At 64.2% G+C, this 16,839-nt stretch carries 16 protein-coding genes and 2 pseudogenes; 5 read left to right on the top strand and 13 right to left on the bottom strand.

Annotated elements, in window-relative coordinates:
* Positions 1 to 78: 78 nt before the first annotated feature.
* Positions 79 to 1,350 (top strand): cytochrome P450, encoded by a 1,272-nt coding sequence (locus tag MNAB215_RS14060; protein ID WP_077079400.1) that lies wholly within the window; start codon positions 79 to 81, stop codon positions 1,348 to 1,350.
* A 352-nt stretch (positions 1,351 to 1,702) separates the two neighbouring features.
* On the opposite strand, the gene MNAB215_RS14055 is transcribed toward MNAB215_RS14060, so the two are convergent.
* A complete protein-coding gene (locus MNAB215_RS14055; protein ID WP_077079399.1) occupies positions 1,703 to 2,986 on the bottom strand; it encodes a PucR family transcriptional regulator in 1,284 nt (427 codons plus the stop codon).
* Positions 2,987 to 3,184: 198 nt separating this feature from the next.
* On the opposite strand from MNAB215_RS14055, the gene MNAB215_RS14050 reads away from it, so the two are divergent.
* From MNAB215_RS14050 to MNAB215_RS14040, 3 genes are read left to right on the top strand one after another with little or no spacing between them, the layout of a single operon-like run.
* Positions 3,185 to 4,420 (top strand): phosphotransferase family protein, encoded by a 1,236-nt coding sequence (locus tag MNAB215_RS14050; RefSeq protein ID WP_077079398.1) that lies wholly within the window; start codon positions 3,185 to 3,187, stop codon positions 4,418 to 4,420.
* 1 nt (position 4,421) lies between these two features.
* Entirely contained in the window at positions 4,422 to 4,970 is a 549-nt protein-coding gene (locus MNAB215_RS14045) for a hypothetical protein (protein WP_077079397.1), read from the top strand.
* 12 nt (positions 4,971 to 4,982) lie between these two features.
* Positions 4,983 to 5,888 carry a DUF7064 domain-containing protein gene (locus MNAB215_RS14040; RefSeq protein ID WP_077079396.1) on the top strand — a complete coding sequence of 302 codons (906 nt, stop codon included), beginning with the start codon at positions 4,983 to 4,985 and terminating at the stop codon, positions 5,886 to 5,888.
* Positions 5,889 to 6,254: 366 nt separating this feature from the next.
* Here the strand turns inward: MNAB215_RS14040 and MNAB215_RS30225 are convergent, their stop codons facing one another.
* The 5 genes and pseudogenes from MNAB215_RS30225 to MNAB215_RS14015 form a co-directional block, all read right to left on the bottom strand.
* Positions 6,255 to 6,500, bottom strand: a complete 246-nt coding sequence (locus MNAB215_RS30225; RefSeq protein WP_077079395.1) for an AMP-binding protein — start codon at positions 6,498 to 6,500, stop codon at positions 6,255 to 6,257.
* A gap of 37 nt (positions 6,501 to 6,537) precedes the next feature.
* Positions 6,538 to 6,699, bottom strand: a pseudogene (locus tag MNAB215_RS14030) (aldehyde dehydrogenase family protein); the annotation flags it as partial.
* 39 nt (positions 6,700 to 6,738) lie between these two features.
* Positions 6,739 to 7,290: pseudogene (locus MNAB215_RS14025) on the bottom strand (alcohol dehydrogenase catalytic domain-containing protein); the annotation flags it as partial.
* Positions 7,291 to 7,315: 25 nt separating this feature from the next.
* Entirely contained in the window at positions 7,316 to 8,584 is a 1,269-nt protein-coding gene (locus MNAB215_RS14020; protein WP_077079394.1) for a cytochrome P450, read from the bottom strand.
* Between the two features lie 147 nt (positions 8,585 to 8,731).
* Entirely contained in the window at positions 8,732 to 10,030 is a 1,299-nt protein-coding gene (locus MNAB215_RS14015; RefSeq protein ID WP_077079393.1) for a sensor histidine kinase, read from the bottom strand.
* A gap of 79 nt (positions 10,031 to 10,109) precedes the next feature.
* Between MNAB215_RS14015 and MNAB215_RS14010 the strand changes: the two genes are divergently transcribed.
* The gene (locus MNAB215_RS14010; protein WP_245830308.1) at positions 10,110 to 10,778 is read left to right on the top strand and encodes a response regulator transcription factor; all 669 of its coding nucleotides are present in this window, start codon (positions 10,110 to 10,112) and stop codon (positions 10,776 to 10,778) included.
* A gap of 9 nt (positions 10,779 to 10,787) precedes the next feature.
* On the opposite strand, the gene MNAB215_RS14005 is transcribed toward MNAB215_RS14010, so the two are convergent.
* The 7 genes from MNAB215_RS14005 to MNAB215_RS13975 form a co-directional block, all read right to left on the bottom strand.
* On the bottom strand, positions 10,788 to 10,982 hold the full coding sequence (locus MNAB215_RS14005; RefSeq protein WP_077079391.1) for a ferredoxin: 195 nt from the start codon (positions 10,980 to 10,982) through the stop codon (positions 10,788 to 10,790).
* Positions 10,983 to 11,729: 747 nt separating this feature from the next.
* Positions 11,730 to 12,419, bottom strand: coding sequence for a CAP domain-containing protein (locus MNAB215_RS14000; RefSeq protein WP_077079390.1), 690 nt, complete (start codon positions 12,417 to 12,419; stop codon positions 11,730 to 11,732).
* 16 nt (positions 12,420 to 12,435) lie between these two features.
* Complete coding sequence (locus MNAB215_RS13995; protein WP_108637770.1) at positions 12,436 to 12,807, bottom strand: DUF732 domain-containing protein; 372 nt, start codon at positions 12,805 to 12,807, stop codon at positions 12,436 to 12,438.
* A 32-nt stretch (positions 12,808 to 12,839) separates the two neighbouring features.
* Positions 12,840 to 13,322 (bottom strand): hypothetical protein, encoded by a 483-nt coding sequence (locus MNAB215_RS13990; protein WP_077082004.1) that lies wholly within the window; start codon positions 13,320 to 13,322, stop codon positions 12,840 to 12,842.
* Between the two features lie 239 nt (positions 13,323 to 13,561).
* Positions 13,562 to 14,203, bottom strand: a complete 642-nt coding sequence (locus MNAB215_RS13985; protein ID WP_108637769.1) for a mammalian cell entry protein — start codon at positions 14,201 to 14,203, stop codon at positions 13,562 to 13,564.
* Between the two features lie 46 nt (positions 14,204 to 14,249).
* Positions 14,250 to 15,713 carry an MCE family protein gene (locus tag MNAB215_RS13980; protein WP_077079388.1) on the bottom strand — a complete coding sequence of 488 codons (1,464 nt, stop codon included), beginning with the start codon at positions 15,711 to 15,713 and terminating at the stop codon, positions 14,250 to 14,252.
* A 1-nt stretch (position 15,714) separates the two neighbouring features.
* Positions 15,715 to 16,827 (bottom strand): virulence factor Mce family protein, encoded by a 1,113-nt coding sequence (locus MNAB215_RS13975; protein ID WP_077079387.1) that lies wholly within the window; start codon positions 16,825 to 16,827, stop codon positions 15,715 to 15,717.
* Between the last annotated feature and the right edge of the window lie 12 nt (positions 16,828 to 16,839).

Below are 16,839 nucleotides of genomic sequence, written 5' to 3'. Positions count from 1 at the left end.
GCGGTCACATCCCACATAACATCGCGTCGACCGGACCGCAGTTCACGGTCGGCATGAGTGAGAGTCGAGGGACATCGTATGAGTACTGCAGCCGAGGGGATCGACACCAGGCTGAACTCGCTGGAATTCTGGGCGAAGCCGCGGGCCTACCGCCACGAGGCGTTCACGTGGCTGCGTAACAATCAGCCAATCAGCTGGAACGATGCACCGGACTCCCTCGACCCGAACCTGCAGAACGCCAAAGGCTTCTGGTCGTTGGTAAAGCACCGCCATCTGCGGGAGGTCTCCCGCAACGTCGAGGTGTTCAGCTCCGCTGAGGGCGTGTTCATCGACGACTTCCCGCAGCTCGAGAACATGCTGTCGTTCATCGTGACCGATCCGCCACGCCACACCGAGATGCGCAACATCGTCACTGTGGCGTTCACGCCCCGGAACATCCGCAAGATGTCGGACAAGATCGGCGGCATAGTCGCGGGCATCATCGACAACGTCGCGCCCCTCGGCCAAGGAGATCTGTGCCAGCTCATCACCAAAGAGGTTCCTGGCCGGGTCTTTTGCAGCATGCTAGGCATCACCGATAACGACCAGATCAACTACACGATGGACGCAGCGGAACAGTTCGCTTGCTGGAATGACCCGGAGTATGCCCATATCGGCTCTCCGCTGATGGTCTTCGCCGATGCGTCGATGAAGCTGGCCAGCCTCGCAAACGAATTGGTGCCCGAGCGCATCAAGAATCCCGGCGACGACCTGCTGACCTGGGTCGCCGAAGCCCAGTACGAAGGCAACAAGCTCACCCGAGACGAGGTCGGTGTGTTCTTTGCCCTGCTGGCCGCGGGAGCCAATGACACCACTCGGCATGCGATGGCCCATACCCTGAATCTGTTCCAGGAGCACCCAGATCAGCTGACCTATCTGATGGAGGATTTTGACGGCCGGGCGGACGACGCGGTCAACGAGTCGCTGCGGATGGAACCCCCGCTGATGCACTTCCGCCGCACCGCGACGCGCGATTATCAGCTTGACGACGTCACCATCAAGGAAGGCGACAAAGTGGTGTTGTGGTACATCGCGAGTAATCGCGATGAGGACGTATTCGAGAACCCGCAGGACATGGATATCAGCCGCGACGACAAGCACAATCCCCATCAGTCTTTTGGCGCCGGTGGCCCCCACTACTGCATTGGCCACATTCTCGGCCGTGAAGTCATCAAGGCGGAGATGCGCGAGATCTACCACCGCATGAAAGGTCTCGAGGTCGGCGAGCCTGACCTGTTGTTGTCAAATTTCATGAATGGTGTCAAGCGTCTTCCGGCCGCATGGAGGCCGGAGAAAAAGAAGCCGGCCTAGTTCCTTCAATCGCGGACTCCGATGGCGTGAGTTGTCCGTCGGGCCGCCGCCTCAACAGCGGTCGGACACAAAGGGGCAACGCTGGTGCCGTGACACCCCCGCGCACCAGGGTGGAAGCTGGCCGGATCGCGCGGTGATCCAAGTTAGTCAGTTGCGGTCCCCGCCTGGCCAGCCGTTATCCGTAGGGGCGGTAAGCGCCTCAAGGGAACGACGGCGATACCAGACGACACGGTCGCGGCCGACTGCGGTCGAACGCCTCGTTGAGGGGGCGCCCGGCTGCGCGGTCGTTAATCCCCGCAGACGAATGCTCGAATCCTAAGATCGATGCGCAGATCAGTGGCGACGTCGCTCACTAGCTATGGGGCCGGCCACCCATTAGCGCTTGCGCGACGGTGAGTGCGGCGCCCACGTCGAGCACGTGCTCCGCGAACGGCTGGCCCAGTAGTCGTTGAGCCTGTGCAAGCCGGTAGCTGACCGTCTTGGGATGGACATGGAGGACCTCGGCTGCCCGTGACTGGCGGCAGCCGTTGTCAAGGTAGACCAGCAGTGTCTCCCGCAGCCGCTCGACGGTGGGGTCGTCGCTGATTAAGGTGCTCAGCCGGTCCTCGGCGAACCGCCGCGCGCGGCCGACGTCACCACACAGCGCACCGGCCAGTTCGACGTCACGGTAGCGGACGACACCGCCGCACACATTGCGGTTGAGTCGGGTCACCCGTTCGGCATCGCGCGCCTGCTGATGGGAGCGGGCAAATCCGGAGCGCCCTCGCCCCGGCTCGCCCATCCCAACCACGACGTCCTTCGCCGGGGTGTCGTGCACCCGCCGGAGTCGATCCTCGCCCGGCCGCCGAGGCCACGTCAGCCAAGACCACATCGTGCCGTCGCCGACCATCAGCGTCGCCCCCGATGCGGCGCCCGCCGCGGTGCTCAACGTGCCGGCGACTGCACGCACGTCGACACCCGCGGCTAACGGCGAGAGCACCAGCCCCACGTGGTATCCGCCGATGTCACATCGCAGCACCGTGGAGGCGAGCGCCTCGTCGACCACTGTGTCGTCGAGCAGTAGGTCACGAATGGTCTCGCCGACTGAGCGCGTGGGACGCGCTGGCGACCGTGCGCCATAAAGCAGCTGGAAGTCGCTGACCAGCCGCTCGCAAGAGCGGTCGATGAAGGTGAACATATGCTTCGAGGACATCGACAATACTTCGTGCAGCCGGGGGGCCTCGCCGACCTGCTCGGCGACGTGGGCGCTCCACATCTCCCACAACAGCGAGTGTCCGTACCTGTAGGCCCTCAGCAGCGTGGTGACGTCGCCGTCATCGGCGACGGTGTGCCGAAGCAGGTCCTGGGTTCCGGTCGGCGGCTCGGCAGCATCGGAGGGAACGCCAAAAGCCAAGGTGGCGAAGATCGCCCCGACGTTCTGATCAGTGCTGTCATGCACTGCCTTGATGGCCTGCACAGACCCGTTGGGGGTCAACCCAGCCACGTGGCTAAGCACGTCCGCCGAGATCGCGGCGCTGACCTGACTGGAGCGCAGCAACATGGCGTGGGCGCAGCGGCGCATCGTTTCAGCGGGCGTCTCGCCAGCGGTGGCGTTGCCCGCTGCCAGCCTCACGTCATTGTGGCTGCCCAGCCGCATAGACGACACGGTAGGCGGCGCCGACTGGTCGGTCCACGAATCTATCCAAATGGGAGTAGGAAAACGGGTCTAAGGAGACAGAAAGCGCCATGCGCCACAGTGATACGTCATAGTGATGCACGTCATAGACAACCCGGCGGACGAACGTTGCACGCGGTGGCTATAGGCGGCGGGCGCGGTTGCCTGCACCATCGGGGAATGGTTTCACCAGCAGTTCCCCTGTTCGCCCGACCGCATCTGGCCAGCGTTGATAAGGACGCTCCGAGCGAATCCTGGATCGAATATCTGCGCCGGCGGTACCCGACCGAATCAGAGCTCGACCGGGTGCTCAATCGGCGCCAGCGCAACCGCGCGACCAGCCGTTACACGCCGCCGACGCTAGACACCCTGACCACCGCGGTCACAGCCATCCTCAGCGATCGACTGGATGAGCCGTTCACCGTCTCCGATGGCCGGTGGCTCAGTGGCGGCGCGTCGAAACTGCAAATGGCTTTCACCCTGGATTGGGTCGCGCCCGGTACCGGCCGGACCCGAACACCGCTGGTGCTGCGCATGGAGCCCGCCGAGTCGATGGTTGAGACCAGCCGGCTGCGCGAGTTCCAGGTGATCAAGGCGTTCCAGGGCATGGTGCCTGTCCCACCCGTGTACTGGCTGGATGCGCAGGCCGAGCACCTGCCCTACCCGGGACTGGTGTACGGGATGGTAGCCGGCTCGACGAAACCGTCGGCCGCCTCGGTGGGCGTGTCGGGGCTAGGCACCAACCTCGGTCCGCAGCTGCGCGGCCCGCTGGCCCAGCAGATGGTCAGGCACCTGGCGGCGATCCACACGTTCGATTTCACCAACGCCGACCTGGACGCCTTCGACAGACCGGAGCTGGGCACCCAGAGCGTCGAGTGGGCCGTGAATTGGTGGAGCCGGGCGTGGGACGAAGACTGCGGCGAGGACATCCCCTTGATGCGGCTGGCCGCACATTGGCTGCGCACCAACATGCCGCCAGTGGAACGCCTCTCGATCGTGCACGGCGATTTTCGCACTGGCAACTACTTGTTCACCGAGCACGATCGGAAGGTGACCGCGATCCTGGACTGGGAACTGGCCCGGATCGGCGACCGCCACCAGGACCTGGCGTGGATCGCGGCTCCTGCGTTCGGGCACCTCGCCGAGGATGGAGCCACCTTCCTGGCTAGCGGCCTGCTGCCGACCGACCAGCTCTACGCCGACTACGAGCGGATATCTGGACTGTCCGTCGACCCTCAACGGCTGCATTACTACCGGGTGTTCAACGCCTTCTCCATCGCGGTGCTCGCGCTGGGTACCGGCTACCGGATCGCCGGCGGGGCAAAGACGCATCAGGACATCACCGTCGCCTGGCTAATCGGTATCGGCAGCAGCATGCTCCACGAAATCCACCAGCTACTTGAGACGGGAGCCTGACATGATCTTGCGCTACGACCTGCAGCTGCAGACGATGATCAAGGCGATGATCGACTCCGTCGCGCCCGCGGTGGACCCGGGCAACGCGCTCGCCAGGGAGCAGGCCCAGCTCGTCATCGGCACCCTGACGCTGATGGCCGAGCAGCTACCGCTGCAGTATCGCTTCGACCGCGACGAACTGACCCGCGCAGTGGCTTTCGCGGACCAACTCGGCGCAGTGCTGGGCGACTATCCCGAACGGGTCGCCGGCCCAGTGTCGGCGCTCAGCGGCTCGGCTGCGTCCGGCCGTGCGCTGCTGTCGCGGTCCGCCGCAGATCCGACCGAGATCGTCACGACGGCGCGGGCGATCCGGACGGCGCTGGACCACTTGGTGGACGTCGTATTCACCGACGATTCCGCACGGACGTACCGCGACGATGTACGCCGAATCGTGCTCGACCAGTCCCGCGGCGAGATCCTGCGTGATCGTGTCTGGAGCCGCGCCCAGGGCTTCGATGCCAACGCCTATCACCTTCCGACAATCGAATCCCTGCTGGCCCCTACCGCATAAGGTCGTGACCAAATGACTGACTTCGCAAAATATGAAGGACTCGTTGTCGACCCCGATCAAGAATTGTGGGGTCAGAGCTACTACTACAACGCCTACGACCCGGTGGCCCGGATCGGTGTCCTGATCCGAATCGGCATGCTGCCCAACCGTAAACAGGCCAATAGCTGGTTGATTGCCTTCGCCGACGGGTTGCCCGTCTTCGCGCGAACCAACCTCAACCTCCCCTACACCGACGCCCGCCCCGCCGGCGGCTTAGAGCTGGCAGGCCTGACCGTGCGCGCTGTCGAGCCGCTGATGTTGACCCACATCAGCTTCGGCAACGCAGATTTCGCACTGGAACTGGACTGGCGTTCCGATGTCTCGATGGCGGACTGCATCGCGTTGACCCAGGACGCCGAGGGCACATTCGCGCGCGAGATGGCCAGCGTCCACCTCGAGGGGCCGAGCGTGGTGACCGGCCACCTGTCCATCCGCGGTGAACGTGTCGCGTTGACGGGTACGGGCTTCCGGGACATCGCCGCCGGTGTTCGCAACTGGGACTCACTGGGGCATTATCGGCTGGCCTGGCCCATATTCGACAACGGAATGGCTTTTTCCGGCATCCACGGCGTGTCAACCACCGGCGCCAACTCCTATATGCGGATGTTCTATGACGGCGCGCGGTGGCTACGGGTCAATGCGATCAAGGACACGATCGACTACGCGCCTGACAGCTTTTCGGTGACTTCGATGCAATGGGCTTTCAACGACGAGTTGGGCCGCCACTTCACGTTTTCAGCGACACCATTGTTCACCTGGCTGTTCCCGCAGGACACGTTCGTGGTGTGCGAACAGATCATGGAGTTTCAACTCGATGACGGCACTATCGGCTATGGCTTGAGCGAGGGAGGATTCCGGCTACCGTGGCGTCGTGAGTGACCCATACCCTCGGTAAGTTCGCCGTAGGCGTACCACACTGAATGGGCCGACAGTGCGTCCACAAATAACGGAGCCAACCCCCACCGCCAATACTTCCGCAGTTGCGCTGCTGCGTTCTGCACCGCCTCGCAATCGCGACGGTCGGATCACCGGGCCCATCGACGTTGCGGTCGGAAGCGCGGGCCGAACACCTTTAGGAAACCGGTCGTTCCTGAGGAGTGCAGCATGACCGCCCCGCATGGCTGCTCCTGGAGGTTTGGTCCCGCTCCCGCCCAGGGCAGCTTCGAAGGAATTGTATCCGCCGATCTCGCCGCCGAAGGCCAGCCGTATGCCCGGGCCGCCGGCGTGGGCATAAACCGCGGTCGCCTACTCGTGGAGAGCGGCCGAGGCGATCAAGGCGCGTGCACCCGAATCGTGCACGATGTAGGCGGCCTCCCGCGATGTCAGGTGGAGGTTGATCGCCGTCACGCACAACCCCGAACGCTGTGTCGCCCAACACGTCACGAGCGCTTCGGGGGCGTTGTCGGAGAGCAGCGCGACAACGTCCCTGGGCGCAGTCCAGCATCGTGAAGTACGCGCACCGGATTCGTCGTCGAGGCGCCGGTAGCTCATCGTCCGTCCGGTCTCGGCGACGATGACGGCAGGCCGGTCAGGTGCGTACGGAGCGTGGGTACCCAGGAAAATAGTCGTGTGTCAGGTCGATGTAGGCGAACTTCGGCTCGGTGTACTCGTCGAGGGCATCGACCCCGAGTTCGCGCCCTAATCCGCTCTGCTTCACCCCACCGAAGGGATACATCGCGTTGATCATGTTGGTGCCCAATCTGCCGACACCCATGACGACGACGGTTTAGCCATCCTCGGTCTCGCCCGTGCGCGCGGCGGCACCGTAGCCGGTGGTGACACCGCATCCGACGAGTGCGGCCTTGTCCAGCGGTACGTCCTTGTCGACTTTGACCAACGAGAGTATGGGGACGACGGTGTACTCGGAAATTGTTCCGAGAACACACATCTGGCCAATGTCCTGACCGCGGCCATGGAATCGGGTGCCATCCAGCTGCGGTCCCGCCATGATCGCCGCGCGGTACTCGCACAGCTTGCTCATGCCGCGAGCACGCGGACGGCATCGACAGCAGGCGGGGATGAAGCTGAGGACGACGTGGTCGCCCACCACCACTTCGGTGGCGCAGGGTCCGACGTCGGCCGCCACACCTGCGCCCTCGTGTCCGCCGACCACCGGGAGGTTCATCGGCATGTCTCCTGTGACCAGATGGTTATCGCAGTGGCACAGGCCGCCGCCGGTCAGCTTCACCAGGACCTCCCGCTCTCTGGGTCCGTCCAGGTCGAGTTCTTCGACCTACCACTTCTGGTGTAGACGCCACAGGACGGCGGCTTTGGTTTTCAAACGGCGTGTGCTTACTTTGGGGTGGTCAGCGGCGCTCGGGAGTCCAAGTGGCGGGCAGGCTGTTGATGCCGTTGATGAAGTTGGCCACCTGGAAGTGCGGTTCGGGTGCGCTGATGTCGGGGATGCGCGTGTACACCTCAGTCAGCAACGACCGCAGCATGGTGCGGGCCAGTGCGGCGCCGAGGCAGAAGTGTGGCCCACCGCCTCCGAAAGCGATGTGCGGGTTGGGGTTCCGGAAGATGTCGAACGTGAACGGATTCTCGAAGACGTCCTCGTCGCGGTTGCCCGAGATGTACCAGAGCACCACCTTGTCGCCGGCCTTGATCTCCGATCCGCGGATGGTGAAGTCCTGGGTGGCGGTGCGTCGCATGTGCAGTAGCGGTGACGCCCAGCGCAGGACTTCCTCGACAGCGGAATCCACTCGGCCGGGGACGTCGGCCACCAGCAGGTCGCGCTGATCCGGGAACCTGGAGAACGCGTGGATCGCGTTCGCCGACGCGTGCCGGGTGGTGTCGTTGGCTGCCACGGCCAATAGCACGAAGAAGGCCTTCAGCTCGTCGTCGGTCATCTTCTCGCCGTCGAACTCGGCCTGCACCATCCAGGTCAGCAGGTCGTCGCCGGGGTTGGCGCGGCGCTCGGGGATCAGCAACGACACTGTCTCATGCAGGTCCATCACCGCGCCGGCGAAGAGTTCGAGTGCGCTGCTGTCGCCACAGACCTCCGGGTCGGTCCAGCCGAGCAGGCGTTGCGCGGCGTTGATGGTCTTGTCGTGGATCTTCCCGGGCGGAAGGCCGAAAAAGCTGCCGAAGATCCGGCCCGGCAGCTTGACCGAGACCAGCTCGACGAAATCACCCTCGCCCAAGTGGGCTATCTCGGAAACCAGATCGCGGGCGTGACCCTGAATCCAGTCCTGAAGCCGGCCCATGTTCTTCGGCTTGAATGCATCCAAGGTGATACCGCGCAGTTGGGTGTGGCGCGGCGCGTCCATCGCGATGAACGACTGTGCGATGTGGATCATTTCGGGCGGGAAGTCCTCCATGGTGATGCCCTGCGCGGAGGAGAAGATCTCGGGGTGGCGGCTCGCTATCCGGATGTCCTCGTGCTTGGTCAACGACCAGAAACCGGCGGTGTTCTGCTCCGGGGGCAGCAGGTCAGAGTCGGCAGGCCGACTCCACGCCACGGGGTTCTCGCGACGCAACACCGCGAACGCAGCGTCACGTTCCTCATGCGGCTTCGCCCAGAACTCACGTGCGCTCAGGTCGATGTCGCGATGGGTGGGGGCGGCGGTGGTCATTGAGATTCCTTTCAGCCTCTTCCGCACGGTGTGCTGCAGATCACTTCGCGGGGTCCAGGCCAGTCTGGGATAGAAGGCGCCCGATTACCCCTGACGTGCGGGCCAACTCACGGCCCGTGCGTGCCACTCTGCTGAGCGCGTGGCCCGTCAACTGACGTGAACGGTGAACGAGGCGGTTAGGCCACCGCCGTCACGGGCGGAGAACTGCAGCGTCCCGCCGAGCGCGTCGACGATCTGCTGCACGATCCACAGCCCTAGTCCAGCGGTGCCACGCCGATCCGACAGGCTGACGAACTTGGCGGTCAACTCGCCCAGACTCTCTTGCGATACCCCGGGCCCGCGGTCGAGAACCGAGACGCTCAGATGATCATCGCTGCGTTCGCAGATCACGTCGATGGGTCGCCCGCGGCCGTGCCGTGCGGCGTTCTCCAGCAGATTGGTCAGCACCCGGCGCAGCCCCTGCGCGTCCACCTGGATGGCGGAGACGTCGCCTGTCGTCGACACCCGCAGGCGGGTTGGGAGCAGGCCGGCCGCGTCGCCGGCTTCGGAGATCAAGTCGGCCAGATCGATCCGACGCAGGCGACCGGACGAGAACGCGGGCCGCCGGCTGAGGTTGACATCTGACAACGCGTCGAGCATGTCCGACAGGTGGCGCGTGTGCCGGCCCGCGAGTTGGATCGCCGAGTCGCGGTCCGCGGTTGCCATCGGAGCCGAGTCCGTGAGGGCGGCGGCAAGCGCCTCGAGCGAGGCCACCGGAGTACGGAACTCGTGGAGCAGCACCTGAAGTCCCTCCTGCTGCGCCTCATAGGAGCGCAGCAGGCGAGCTCGCAGGTCGCGTTCCTCCTCGGCGGCGGCGTGTTCTGCCTCGGCCTCCACCAGGGCGCGCACCCGGGACCGGTGTTCACGGTCGACCAGGACCGATAGGCTGCCACCGAGCACCGCGACGAACACCACGTACAGCGCCCACCAGAGTCCCTGTACTGGCGGTGACAGGGCAGTGTCGTCCTGGTGCCCGGACATCAACACCACTACCAGGTAGCCGATACCCACGAACACGGCCAGCAACAGGGATTCGGTGAACGTCAGCCGCGCCGCCGAGGCGATGACCACTAGTGCGAGCACCGAGACAACCGGACTGGACGCACCGCCCGTCTGTCCGATGAGGGACAGCGTGAGCGTTGCGTCCAACGCCGAGACCAGCCACGCATAACGCGTGCGGCGCACCTCGAAGCGTGGGTGGGCCATGAGTACCGCCGCGTAGGCCAGTGCGGCGGTCAAGACGACGGCGAGCATCAGTGTGTGCCGGCGCATCCACTCCGGGCCGATCGCTACCAGCACGACGATCGATACCACGACCGCGACCCGGACGGCAACCACGACGCGGGCCAGCCCGTACCCGTCACCAGGGGGCATCACCAGAGATCGGAGCTCCCGCGAGCTGTTCACGCGCCTGAGCCTAGACACCGCCGGAGGCCGGGTCGGGAAATTCGACGACGATCCCTCACACGCGCATTACCATCGGCGGGTGAGTCGGAAGCCCTATGTCGTTGTGATTGTCGACGATCACGAACTCTTCGCGGAGGGATTGCAACTCCTGCTGACCCGCGACTGGGGTGAGCAGTTCATCATCGGTGGCCGCACGACGTTCGTCGAGGAGGCCGCAGAACTCGCCTCGTCGTGTGATGCCGATCTGGCGATTGTCGACCTCTCCATGCCGCCGCTGGGCGGTGTGGCCGCGATCCGCCACATCAAGGCGCGTCACCCGAGGACCCGGATCCTGGCGTTGTCGGGCACGGCTGATCCGCAGCTGGCCGAGGAAGCGCTGCGTGCCGGCGCAGACGGGTTTCTGTCGAAGACCGTACGTCCCGAGGCGCTCGCCGGTCCGCTGTCCACCATCGCCGCGGGCCTGCGAGTGATCGACCCGGCCCTGCTCGACACGCTGCTGTCCAGCTCACGCAAGCCGTCAACAGATGTGCTCGACTCGTTGACGCCAGCGGACCTCAAGCTGTGGGTGCTGCTGTCAACGGGTATAGAGACCGCTGATATTGCCACCACGATGCTGGTTTCGGAGCGAACCGCCAAGCGAATGGTTGCCTCGTTGTTGCACAAACTCGGTGCAGCCAACAGGATCAAAGCCGCCGCGCTCGCCGGACGGTACGGTCTACTCGAGGACGCCGCCGAAGGACCACGCTGACGGTCGGCATCAGTTGACGACGCGCAGCGCCTGCGCTGGGCACATCGCCGCGGCCCGCACGACGGCTTCGTACTCGCTTTGGGGTGGATCCCGATCGAGAATGACGACCTGCTCGGACCCATCCGGCAAATCGAAGACGTCGGGCGCAGCTAACAGGCACTGGCCATGCCCAGCGCACAGATCGTAATCGACGGTGACACGCATGACCGCTCCTGTTCTGCCCAAAGCCGAGTATGGGACGCGAACGATGACAGGAGTCGGACCGCGTGCGCCAAAGTTGGCCTGCGCGTGCCAAGCGCATGCTACGCAAGCCGGCTCTTCGAACCGTTGAACGGTAACCGGGAGGGTCCTTGCGTTCTCCTCATGGCTACGCCACGCGCCGCCCCCGCTCCGCGAGACATACTCCGATCCCGTGGCTCTGGCCAAGCGTGCCCACCCTAATTGCCCCGCAATCGAACCAATGTCGGCGCTGAAACGACCGGGCGGATGCGCGCATAGTGGTGGACTCCGTGTAGCCGCGGCGGTCATACCGTGGTATCAGAGGAGACTGCCGTTCCGGTTCCGCGCCCAAATAGTCGTACGGTGGAAAGTGGCACGATACCCGGCGTGGGGCGCCGTGACGACTTGCCAACAGTCACAGGATAATCGATTGGGAAATCCCCGACAGCGCAGGCCGCAGCCATGCTACGGCCCGAACAGCGTCGCGTCGATGCTCAATTGGAAGTCCACAACGCTCTCGGCTAGACGACTATTGGGAAGTCGACAACAAGGACCGATCAAATTAATGGTCACTTCAAAGAAAGACCGGTGGTGAGGCCCACGTCCTGGTGAGCGACCACGGCGGCCACCGGCCTGCGGCCGACATTCGCGTCATACCACCAGCTATGCCGGAACGCAGCCCTTTTAGCTGTGAGACCACGCTTGTCAGCGCCGGCGCGAGCTGACGGTTGGCTACTGCGGTGGCATGGCGGGAGGTGGGTAGACGCCGCGCAGGATCCACGGGAGCCAGTTGATGCCGAATTCGACTTCGTCGCTGGCGTCGTAGTCGGGGCTGGGATCGAGGGGGATGTTTTCCTGCATGGACACCACGGGCGGGGGTCCGGTCGGCGGTATCTTCGGTGGTCTCTGGGCGGGTTGGTCGGGCTGTCCGTAAACGGCGACCACGACGGTGCGATCGAGGCTGTTCTCTGACCACACCCCGACTCGGGTGTTGGCGCAGTCGGACATGATCGCGAAGTCGGCGGGGTTGTAGTACCACTGGTTGATCAACTCGACGCCGCTGATCGCCAAGGCCGGATTGATGGCCACGGTTTCGGCCACCTTGCCGCGAAAGCCGGTGGCACTGGCGCGGTCTTGTGGCGTGGACCCGTCAGAACCGATATCAGCGTCGAGGTTTCGGTTGTTCAGCACATCGTGGGTGTGCCGTTGGGCGGCCAGTTGCAGCTGTGGGTTGATTTTGACGTCGTTGGTGCAGCCTGCCTGATGCTGCACCGTGAAGACGTTGGCGACCACGCCGTCGTTGAGTCGTTTGTTGTTCGGTACGAGCGTGTTGTTGTCGCCATCAGCATGTGCGGCGGGCATACCCAGCAGGGCGCCGACGGCGACCACCAGCGCAGGCGAGGTCAACGTTCGATGCTGCATGTTGGTTTCCCTTCCGTCAGGCGCCGGCAGGGGCCGGTGGCCGGTAGTGCGCTGCGGAGTTGCGCAGCTGCCAGATCAAGGCGGGACAAAGTTCGTTGACGGCCTGATTGATCAGGTACGAGGCCTGGTATTCGTCGGAGGTGTCGAAGTCGGCCATCACATCGCCCATCACACCGGCGTAGCTGCGACCCTGCGATACCTTGTCGCAGATGCCGTGTCCGTAGCTCAACGCCGCGTCGGCGTTGGCGAAGTTATAGCCGGGCCGCACCGTCACATTCAGCAGATAGGCCACCACATCGGCATGCGCATTGGGTGTCACCGCCACTGCCGCAACACCAAATAACCCCGCACACGTGAAGAACATTGTTGTGAGCGGCTTTTCCAGCATGTGACCAACGGCGGATCGCGGCATCGTCGTGATCAGACCGGGTCGAATTGAGAGATCAGCCAATGCCCGTTGATCTTGTCGAGGGTGACCCGAACGCTGGATGCGGAGTTGGTGGGCGCGTCTTGGCCGACGATGATCGTCTGGTTCACAAACAGCAGCACAACGGCATGGCTGGCGGTCGCCGACGTCGATGCGGCGCCTGGGACAGTCGCTACGGCCGAGATCTGCTTTTGCTTTGCTCCAGGGATCACCACATCGTGGGTCAACTGTGTGTAGGCGTTGAGGAATGTACCCGTCAGTCGGGCCCGCGCGGCCTCAAGATCTTTCTGCACGGTGTCGGGGCGGTAGGACAGCAACGCGATGGTGCCATCGGTAGCGGCCCGCACGGATTCCGCACGGGCCGCCTGCGCGCCCCGGACCGAGGCCTCCTGCCATTTCACATAGCCCGCGGCACATGCCAGCAGCATGGCCAGCCCGGGCAGTATCCCGTAGGCAACCACCCGCGACCAACTGATGCGACGCCGCCCTTTCGCCAGGGGCTCATCACAGTCGGGCTCATCGATCACTGTGGCCGTTTCGCCGTCGGGCGCATCGACCTCCAGGGACAGCGCCTCGCCGACTTTGGTCACGTCCTCGGCGATCTCATCGTCAGCGGTCAGGTCCTCGGCTACCGCTGTGGGCACTGCCCCAGCAAGGGTTTCCGCGGCGGCATCGCTATCCTTGTGGTCGCTGGCCTGGCGCGACTTGAGCCGGATCACGGCACGAACCCAACGTTAGAAACCTTGACCTGACCGCCGACTTTTTGCACGTAGATACGCATTCGCCAGGCACGCGGAACTTGTTCGGGTTCACCAGCATTCGACGTTTGCACCGACACAGCCACCAGCGCCTGAGCTGTGTCGGCGGTCTCCGACTCAAGCCCAGCATCGGTGATCGTGCCGACCGTCGTCGCCTTGGCCTGCTTGAGCACCTCGATGAACGCCTTCGACCGCTTGTCGAAATCGTCATAGAACTCGCCCGTCGCCCCGTCCATGATCCGGCGCACATCAGCCTCGGCGCGCTGCCAGTCGATGGTCGTCAAGTTCAGTGCGCCCTGCCTGGCCGCCTGAAGAAATTGAATTCGCTGAGCCTGCTCGTGCTGCGCGTGGTGAACACGAAATCCCAACCATCCCAGCAACGCCGACAACGCAACGACGAGCACCACACCGAGCAACGTCGCCCACCGCTGCCCCGACACCCGTTTTCTGGACCGGGCCGCCGGCGCGCGGTCTACGTCGTCGGCAGCCTCAGGGGGGTCGCCGTCCCCAGCGGGACTGTCCTGTTCATTCAGCGTGTCGTCGTCTTCATCCACCGGGTCGTCGCCCGGGCGCAGTCCTGAATCAGCCGCTACTTGCATGCCGTCCTCCATCTATCTTGGTTAGTACGTCTGTGCGCGATTGCTGTCAGCGGCCCGGCGGTGGCAGCAGCATTGTTTGCCATGTCTTGTCCTTTTTCGGGGCGGTTTGGGCAAGGTCGGATTGGGTGTACTGACGCCCGTCGGGTCCGATGTAGGTACCGGTTGCCGGGTCGTATTGGGCTGCAGCGATCGGGGGCGGCGCCGGCCCCGGCGAACCGGCTGCCGGTGGCGTCCCAGGCGGCAACTGCGGGATGTCCCCTCCGGACAGTGTCGCGTTGGGGTCGCCTTTCCAGTTGTAGCCGTCGTTGAGCGGCACATACTGCTCGCCGCTCTCGCACAACTTCACGGTGGGTGCGCGCTTGCCAGGCACCGTTTCGCACGGGATGTTGCGCGCACCGCGCACCTCGATCATCGGTGAGTCCTGCGGGATCCTGCAGTACAGGTCGCCGGCCGGGCGTTCCGGGTAGTCCTCGAGCGTGGGATTCCGCATCTGTTGCGCTGGCAGAAACCCAGTGGTGCACGGAGGCGGGAGGTTGAGGTTGAGGTTGAAGCTCAGGTATTGACCCCGGTATGCCTGCTTAGTGTTCGCGTTTGCCACCAGGCCGGCCGATTCGTCGGAGATGAGCTGGGGCACCAAGACGAGCGTCTGTTCGAGGTCGCTTTGGTAGGTGAGCGCGACCTGGCTGACGCTGACAAGATTGGCCAGCAGGATAGGCAAGGTGGGTTGTAACCGCTCGACCAGCTTCTGCCCCTGGGCAGCCGCGGGGCCAGCGTTGTCCAGGATGCCGGCGACAGCTTCGTCGTGGGTCTGCAGTTCATGGGTCACCGTGGCCAGGTGTGCCGCCCACCCCTGAATCGCATCGGAAGTGTCGGTCTGCGAATCCAGCACCGGGCCTGCCTGGTCGATCAGCGCCAACAGCGGATCCAGATTTCGGCGTGCATCGATCGACAGATCGGTGGAGCCCTTGACGATCCTGGACAGTTCCGGGCCGAGCCCACCCACTGCGGTGTAGGACTCGTCGACGACGGTTTTGAGGTTGTCGCGCGGCACCGCCCGCAGGCCGGTGTTGAGGGCGTCGATCAGGGAATTGATGTCGGGGGGCACCGAGGTGTCTTTTATTGGGATCACATCACCGTTTTTCAGCGGCGGCGAGGTTTCGCTTCGCGGAAGTAACGCGACGTACTGCTCCCCGACCGCCGATTGGCTGTGTACCTCGACCTTGAGATCCGACGGGATGTCGATGCCAGATTTCAGCGACAACACGGCCGCCGCACCGGTGGCAGTCAGGTGCAGCGATTGCACCCGGCCGACTTCGGCGCCCCGATAGGTGACGTTGCTGCTGTTGTACAGCCCGCCGGTTCGCGCCAACTCGACCGTCACCGTGTAGCGGCCGACACCGAACAGGGCGGCGGGCAACTTCATGTAGTGCAGGACCATTACCGCGGACGCGGCAAGCGCGACCACCGTGAAGATGGCAAGTTGGATCCTCGCTTGGCGGCTCAAATACACGTTATGGCCCCTGATCCCAGTGGTAAGCGGCAGTCAGCGGATTGCCAGGCGTATTCCGGTAGCCTCCGGTGCACGGGCTGGGGAACTGACCGATAGTCCGGCCCCACTGCAGCTCCAGCTGGGTCAAATGGCATTCCCACCGCGTGCCGGTGAAGAGTCCTTGGTCGATGCGGCTCAGGGTGAGGTCGATGATCGCAGTCAGGTTGGCGTAGTCACCCCGCTGCCATTTTTCGATGGTTTCGTTGGGGAACGGATAGGTGGGAATAATGCTGAGCGCGCGGGTCAAGCTCGGACCGGCGTTGGCCAGCGACTCCAGCACCGGTCCGACGGCGTTCAGCTCTTTGACGAGGTTTTCTTTGGTTTTGATGACGGTGTCGGCGGCCAAGGCGCTGAACTTGCCCAGCTGGTCGGCCGCCTCGATGAGGGTGTCCCGCTCGTTGTTGAGCACCGCAAGCGCCTCGGGGATGGTCTTAACCGCACGGTCCAAGACGGGTTGCTGCTCGGCGAACTTCCCGGTCAGGTGGTTCAGGCTCTCGGTGCTGGCGATGATGTCATCGGTCTGGTCGTTGAGGTTCGCAGCGAACTTGTCCAGTTGTTCGATCAGGCTTCGCAAGTCTTGCTCGCGACCGCGAAACGCGGTGCTCAGCGCCTCGGTAATGTCCCCTACTTGGCCCAATCCACCGCCGTTGAGCACCAACGACAGCGCCGCCAACGTCTGCTCAGGGGTCGGGAAGGAACCCGCGTGGGACAACGAAATGACGGAGCCTTCGCGAAGCCTTCCGTGCGGTGGTTCGTTCCTCGGGGGCGCCAGCTCGATATGTAATGAACCCAATATGGTCGTCTGCCCGATCTTGACGGTGGCATTGGCCGGTAGGTCGACGTCGCCGTTAAGGCGCATGGACACGACCGCGTGCCAACCCTGGAGCTCGATTTTCGTGACGTGGCCGACAATGACGTCTGCGACTCGCACCCGCGCGTTGGGCTGGATGTTGTTGACGTTGGGCATCTGGGCCTGGATCACGAAGGAGCCCGGACCGTTGCCCTGCGTGCCAGGCAGCGGCAGCGAATTCAGCCCGTGCCAACCGCAGCCAGATACCCCGGCCAGGACCACCATGCCCAGGCTCGC

Origin of the sequence: Mycobacterium numidiamassiliense (assembly GCF_900157365.1) — a bacterium.
Classification (GTDB): domain Bacteria; phylum Actinomycetota; class Actinomycetes; order Mycobacteriales; family Mycobacteriaceae; genus Mycobacterium; species Mycobacterium numidiamassiliense.
This window is presented reverse-complemented; position numbering and strand designations above follow the sequence as displayed.

Bases quoted from the DNA above. Each gene is read 5' to 3' on its own strand.
- MNAB215_RS14060 (WP_077079400.1), top strand. From the start codon at position 79: ATGAGTACTGCAGCCGAGGGGATCGACACCAGGCTGAACTCGCTGGAA.
- MNAB215_RS14020 (WP_077079394.1), bottom strand. From the start codon at position 8,584: ATGACCACCGCCGCCCCCACCCATCGCGACATCGACCTGAGCGCACGT.
- MNAB215_RS13975 (WP_077079387.1), bottom strand. From the start codon at position 16,827: ATGGTGGTCCTGGCCGGGGTATCTGGCTGCGGTTGGCACGGGCTGAAT.
- MNAB215_RS14000 (WP_077079390.1), bottom strand. From the start codon at position 12,419: ATGCAGCATCGAACGTTGACCTCGCCTGCGCTGGTGGTCGCCGTCGGC.
- MNAB215_RS14055 (WP_077079399.1), bottom strand. From the start codon at position 2,986: ATGCGGCTGGGCAGCCACAATGACGTGAGGCTGGCAGCGGGCAACGCC.
- MNAB215_RS30225 (WP_077079395.1), bottom strand. From the start codon at position 6,500: ATGAGCTACCGGCGCCTCGACGACGAATCCGGTGCGCGTACTTCACGA.
- MNAB215_RS14050 (WP_077079398.1), top strand. From the start codon at position 3,185: ATGGTTTCACCAGCAGTTCCCCTGTTCGCCCGACCGCATCTGGCCAGC.
- MNAB215_RS14040 (WP_077079396.1), top strand. From the start codon at position 4,983: ATGACTGACTTCGCAAAATATGAAGGACTCGTTGTCGACCCCGATCAA.
- MNAB215_RS13985 (WP_108637769.1), bottom strand. From the start codon at position 14,203: ATGCAAGTAGCGGCTGATTCAGGACTGCGCCCGGGCGACGACCCGGTG.
- MNAB215_RS13995 (WP_108637770.1), bottom strand. From the start codon at position 12,807: ATGCTGGAAAAGCCGCTCACAACAATGTTCTTCACGTGTGCGGGGTTA.
- MNAB215_RS14005 (WP_077079391.1), bottom strand. From the start codon at position 10,982: ATGCGTGTCACCGTCGATTACGATCTGTGCGCTGGGCATGGCCAGTGC.
- MNAB215_RS14045 (WP_077079397.1), top strand. From the start codon at position 4,422: ATGATCTTGCGCTACGACCTGCAGCTGCAGACGATGATCAAGGCGATG.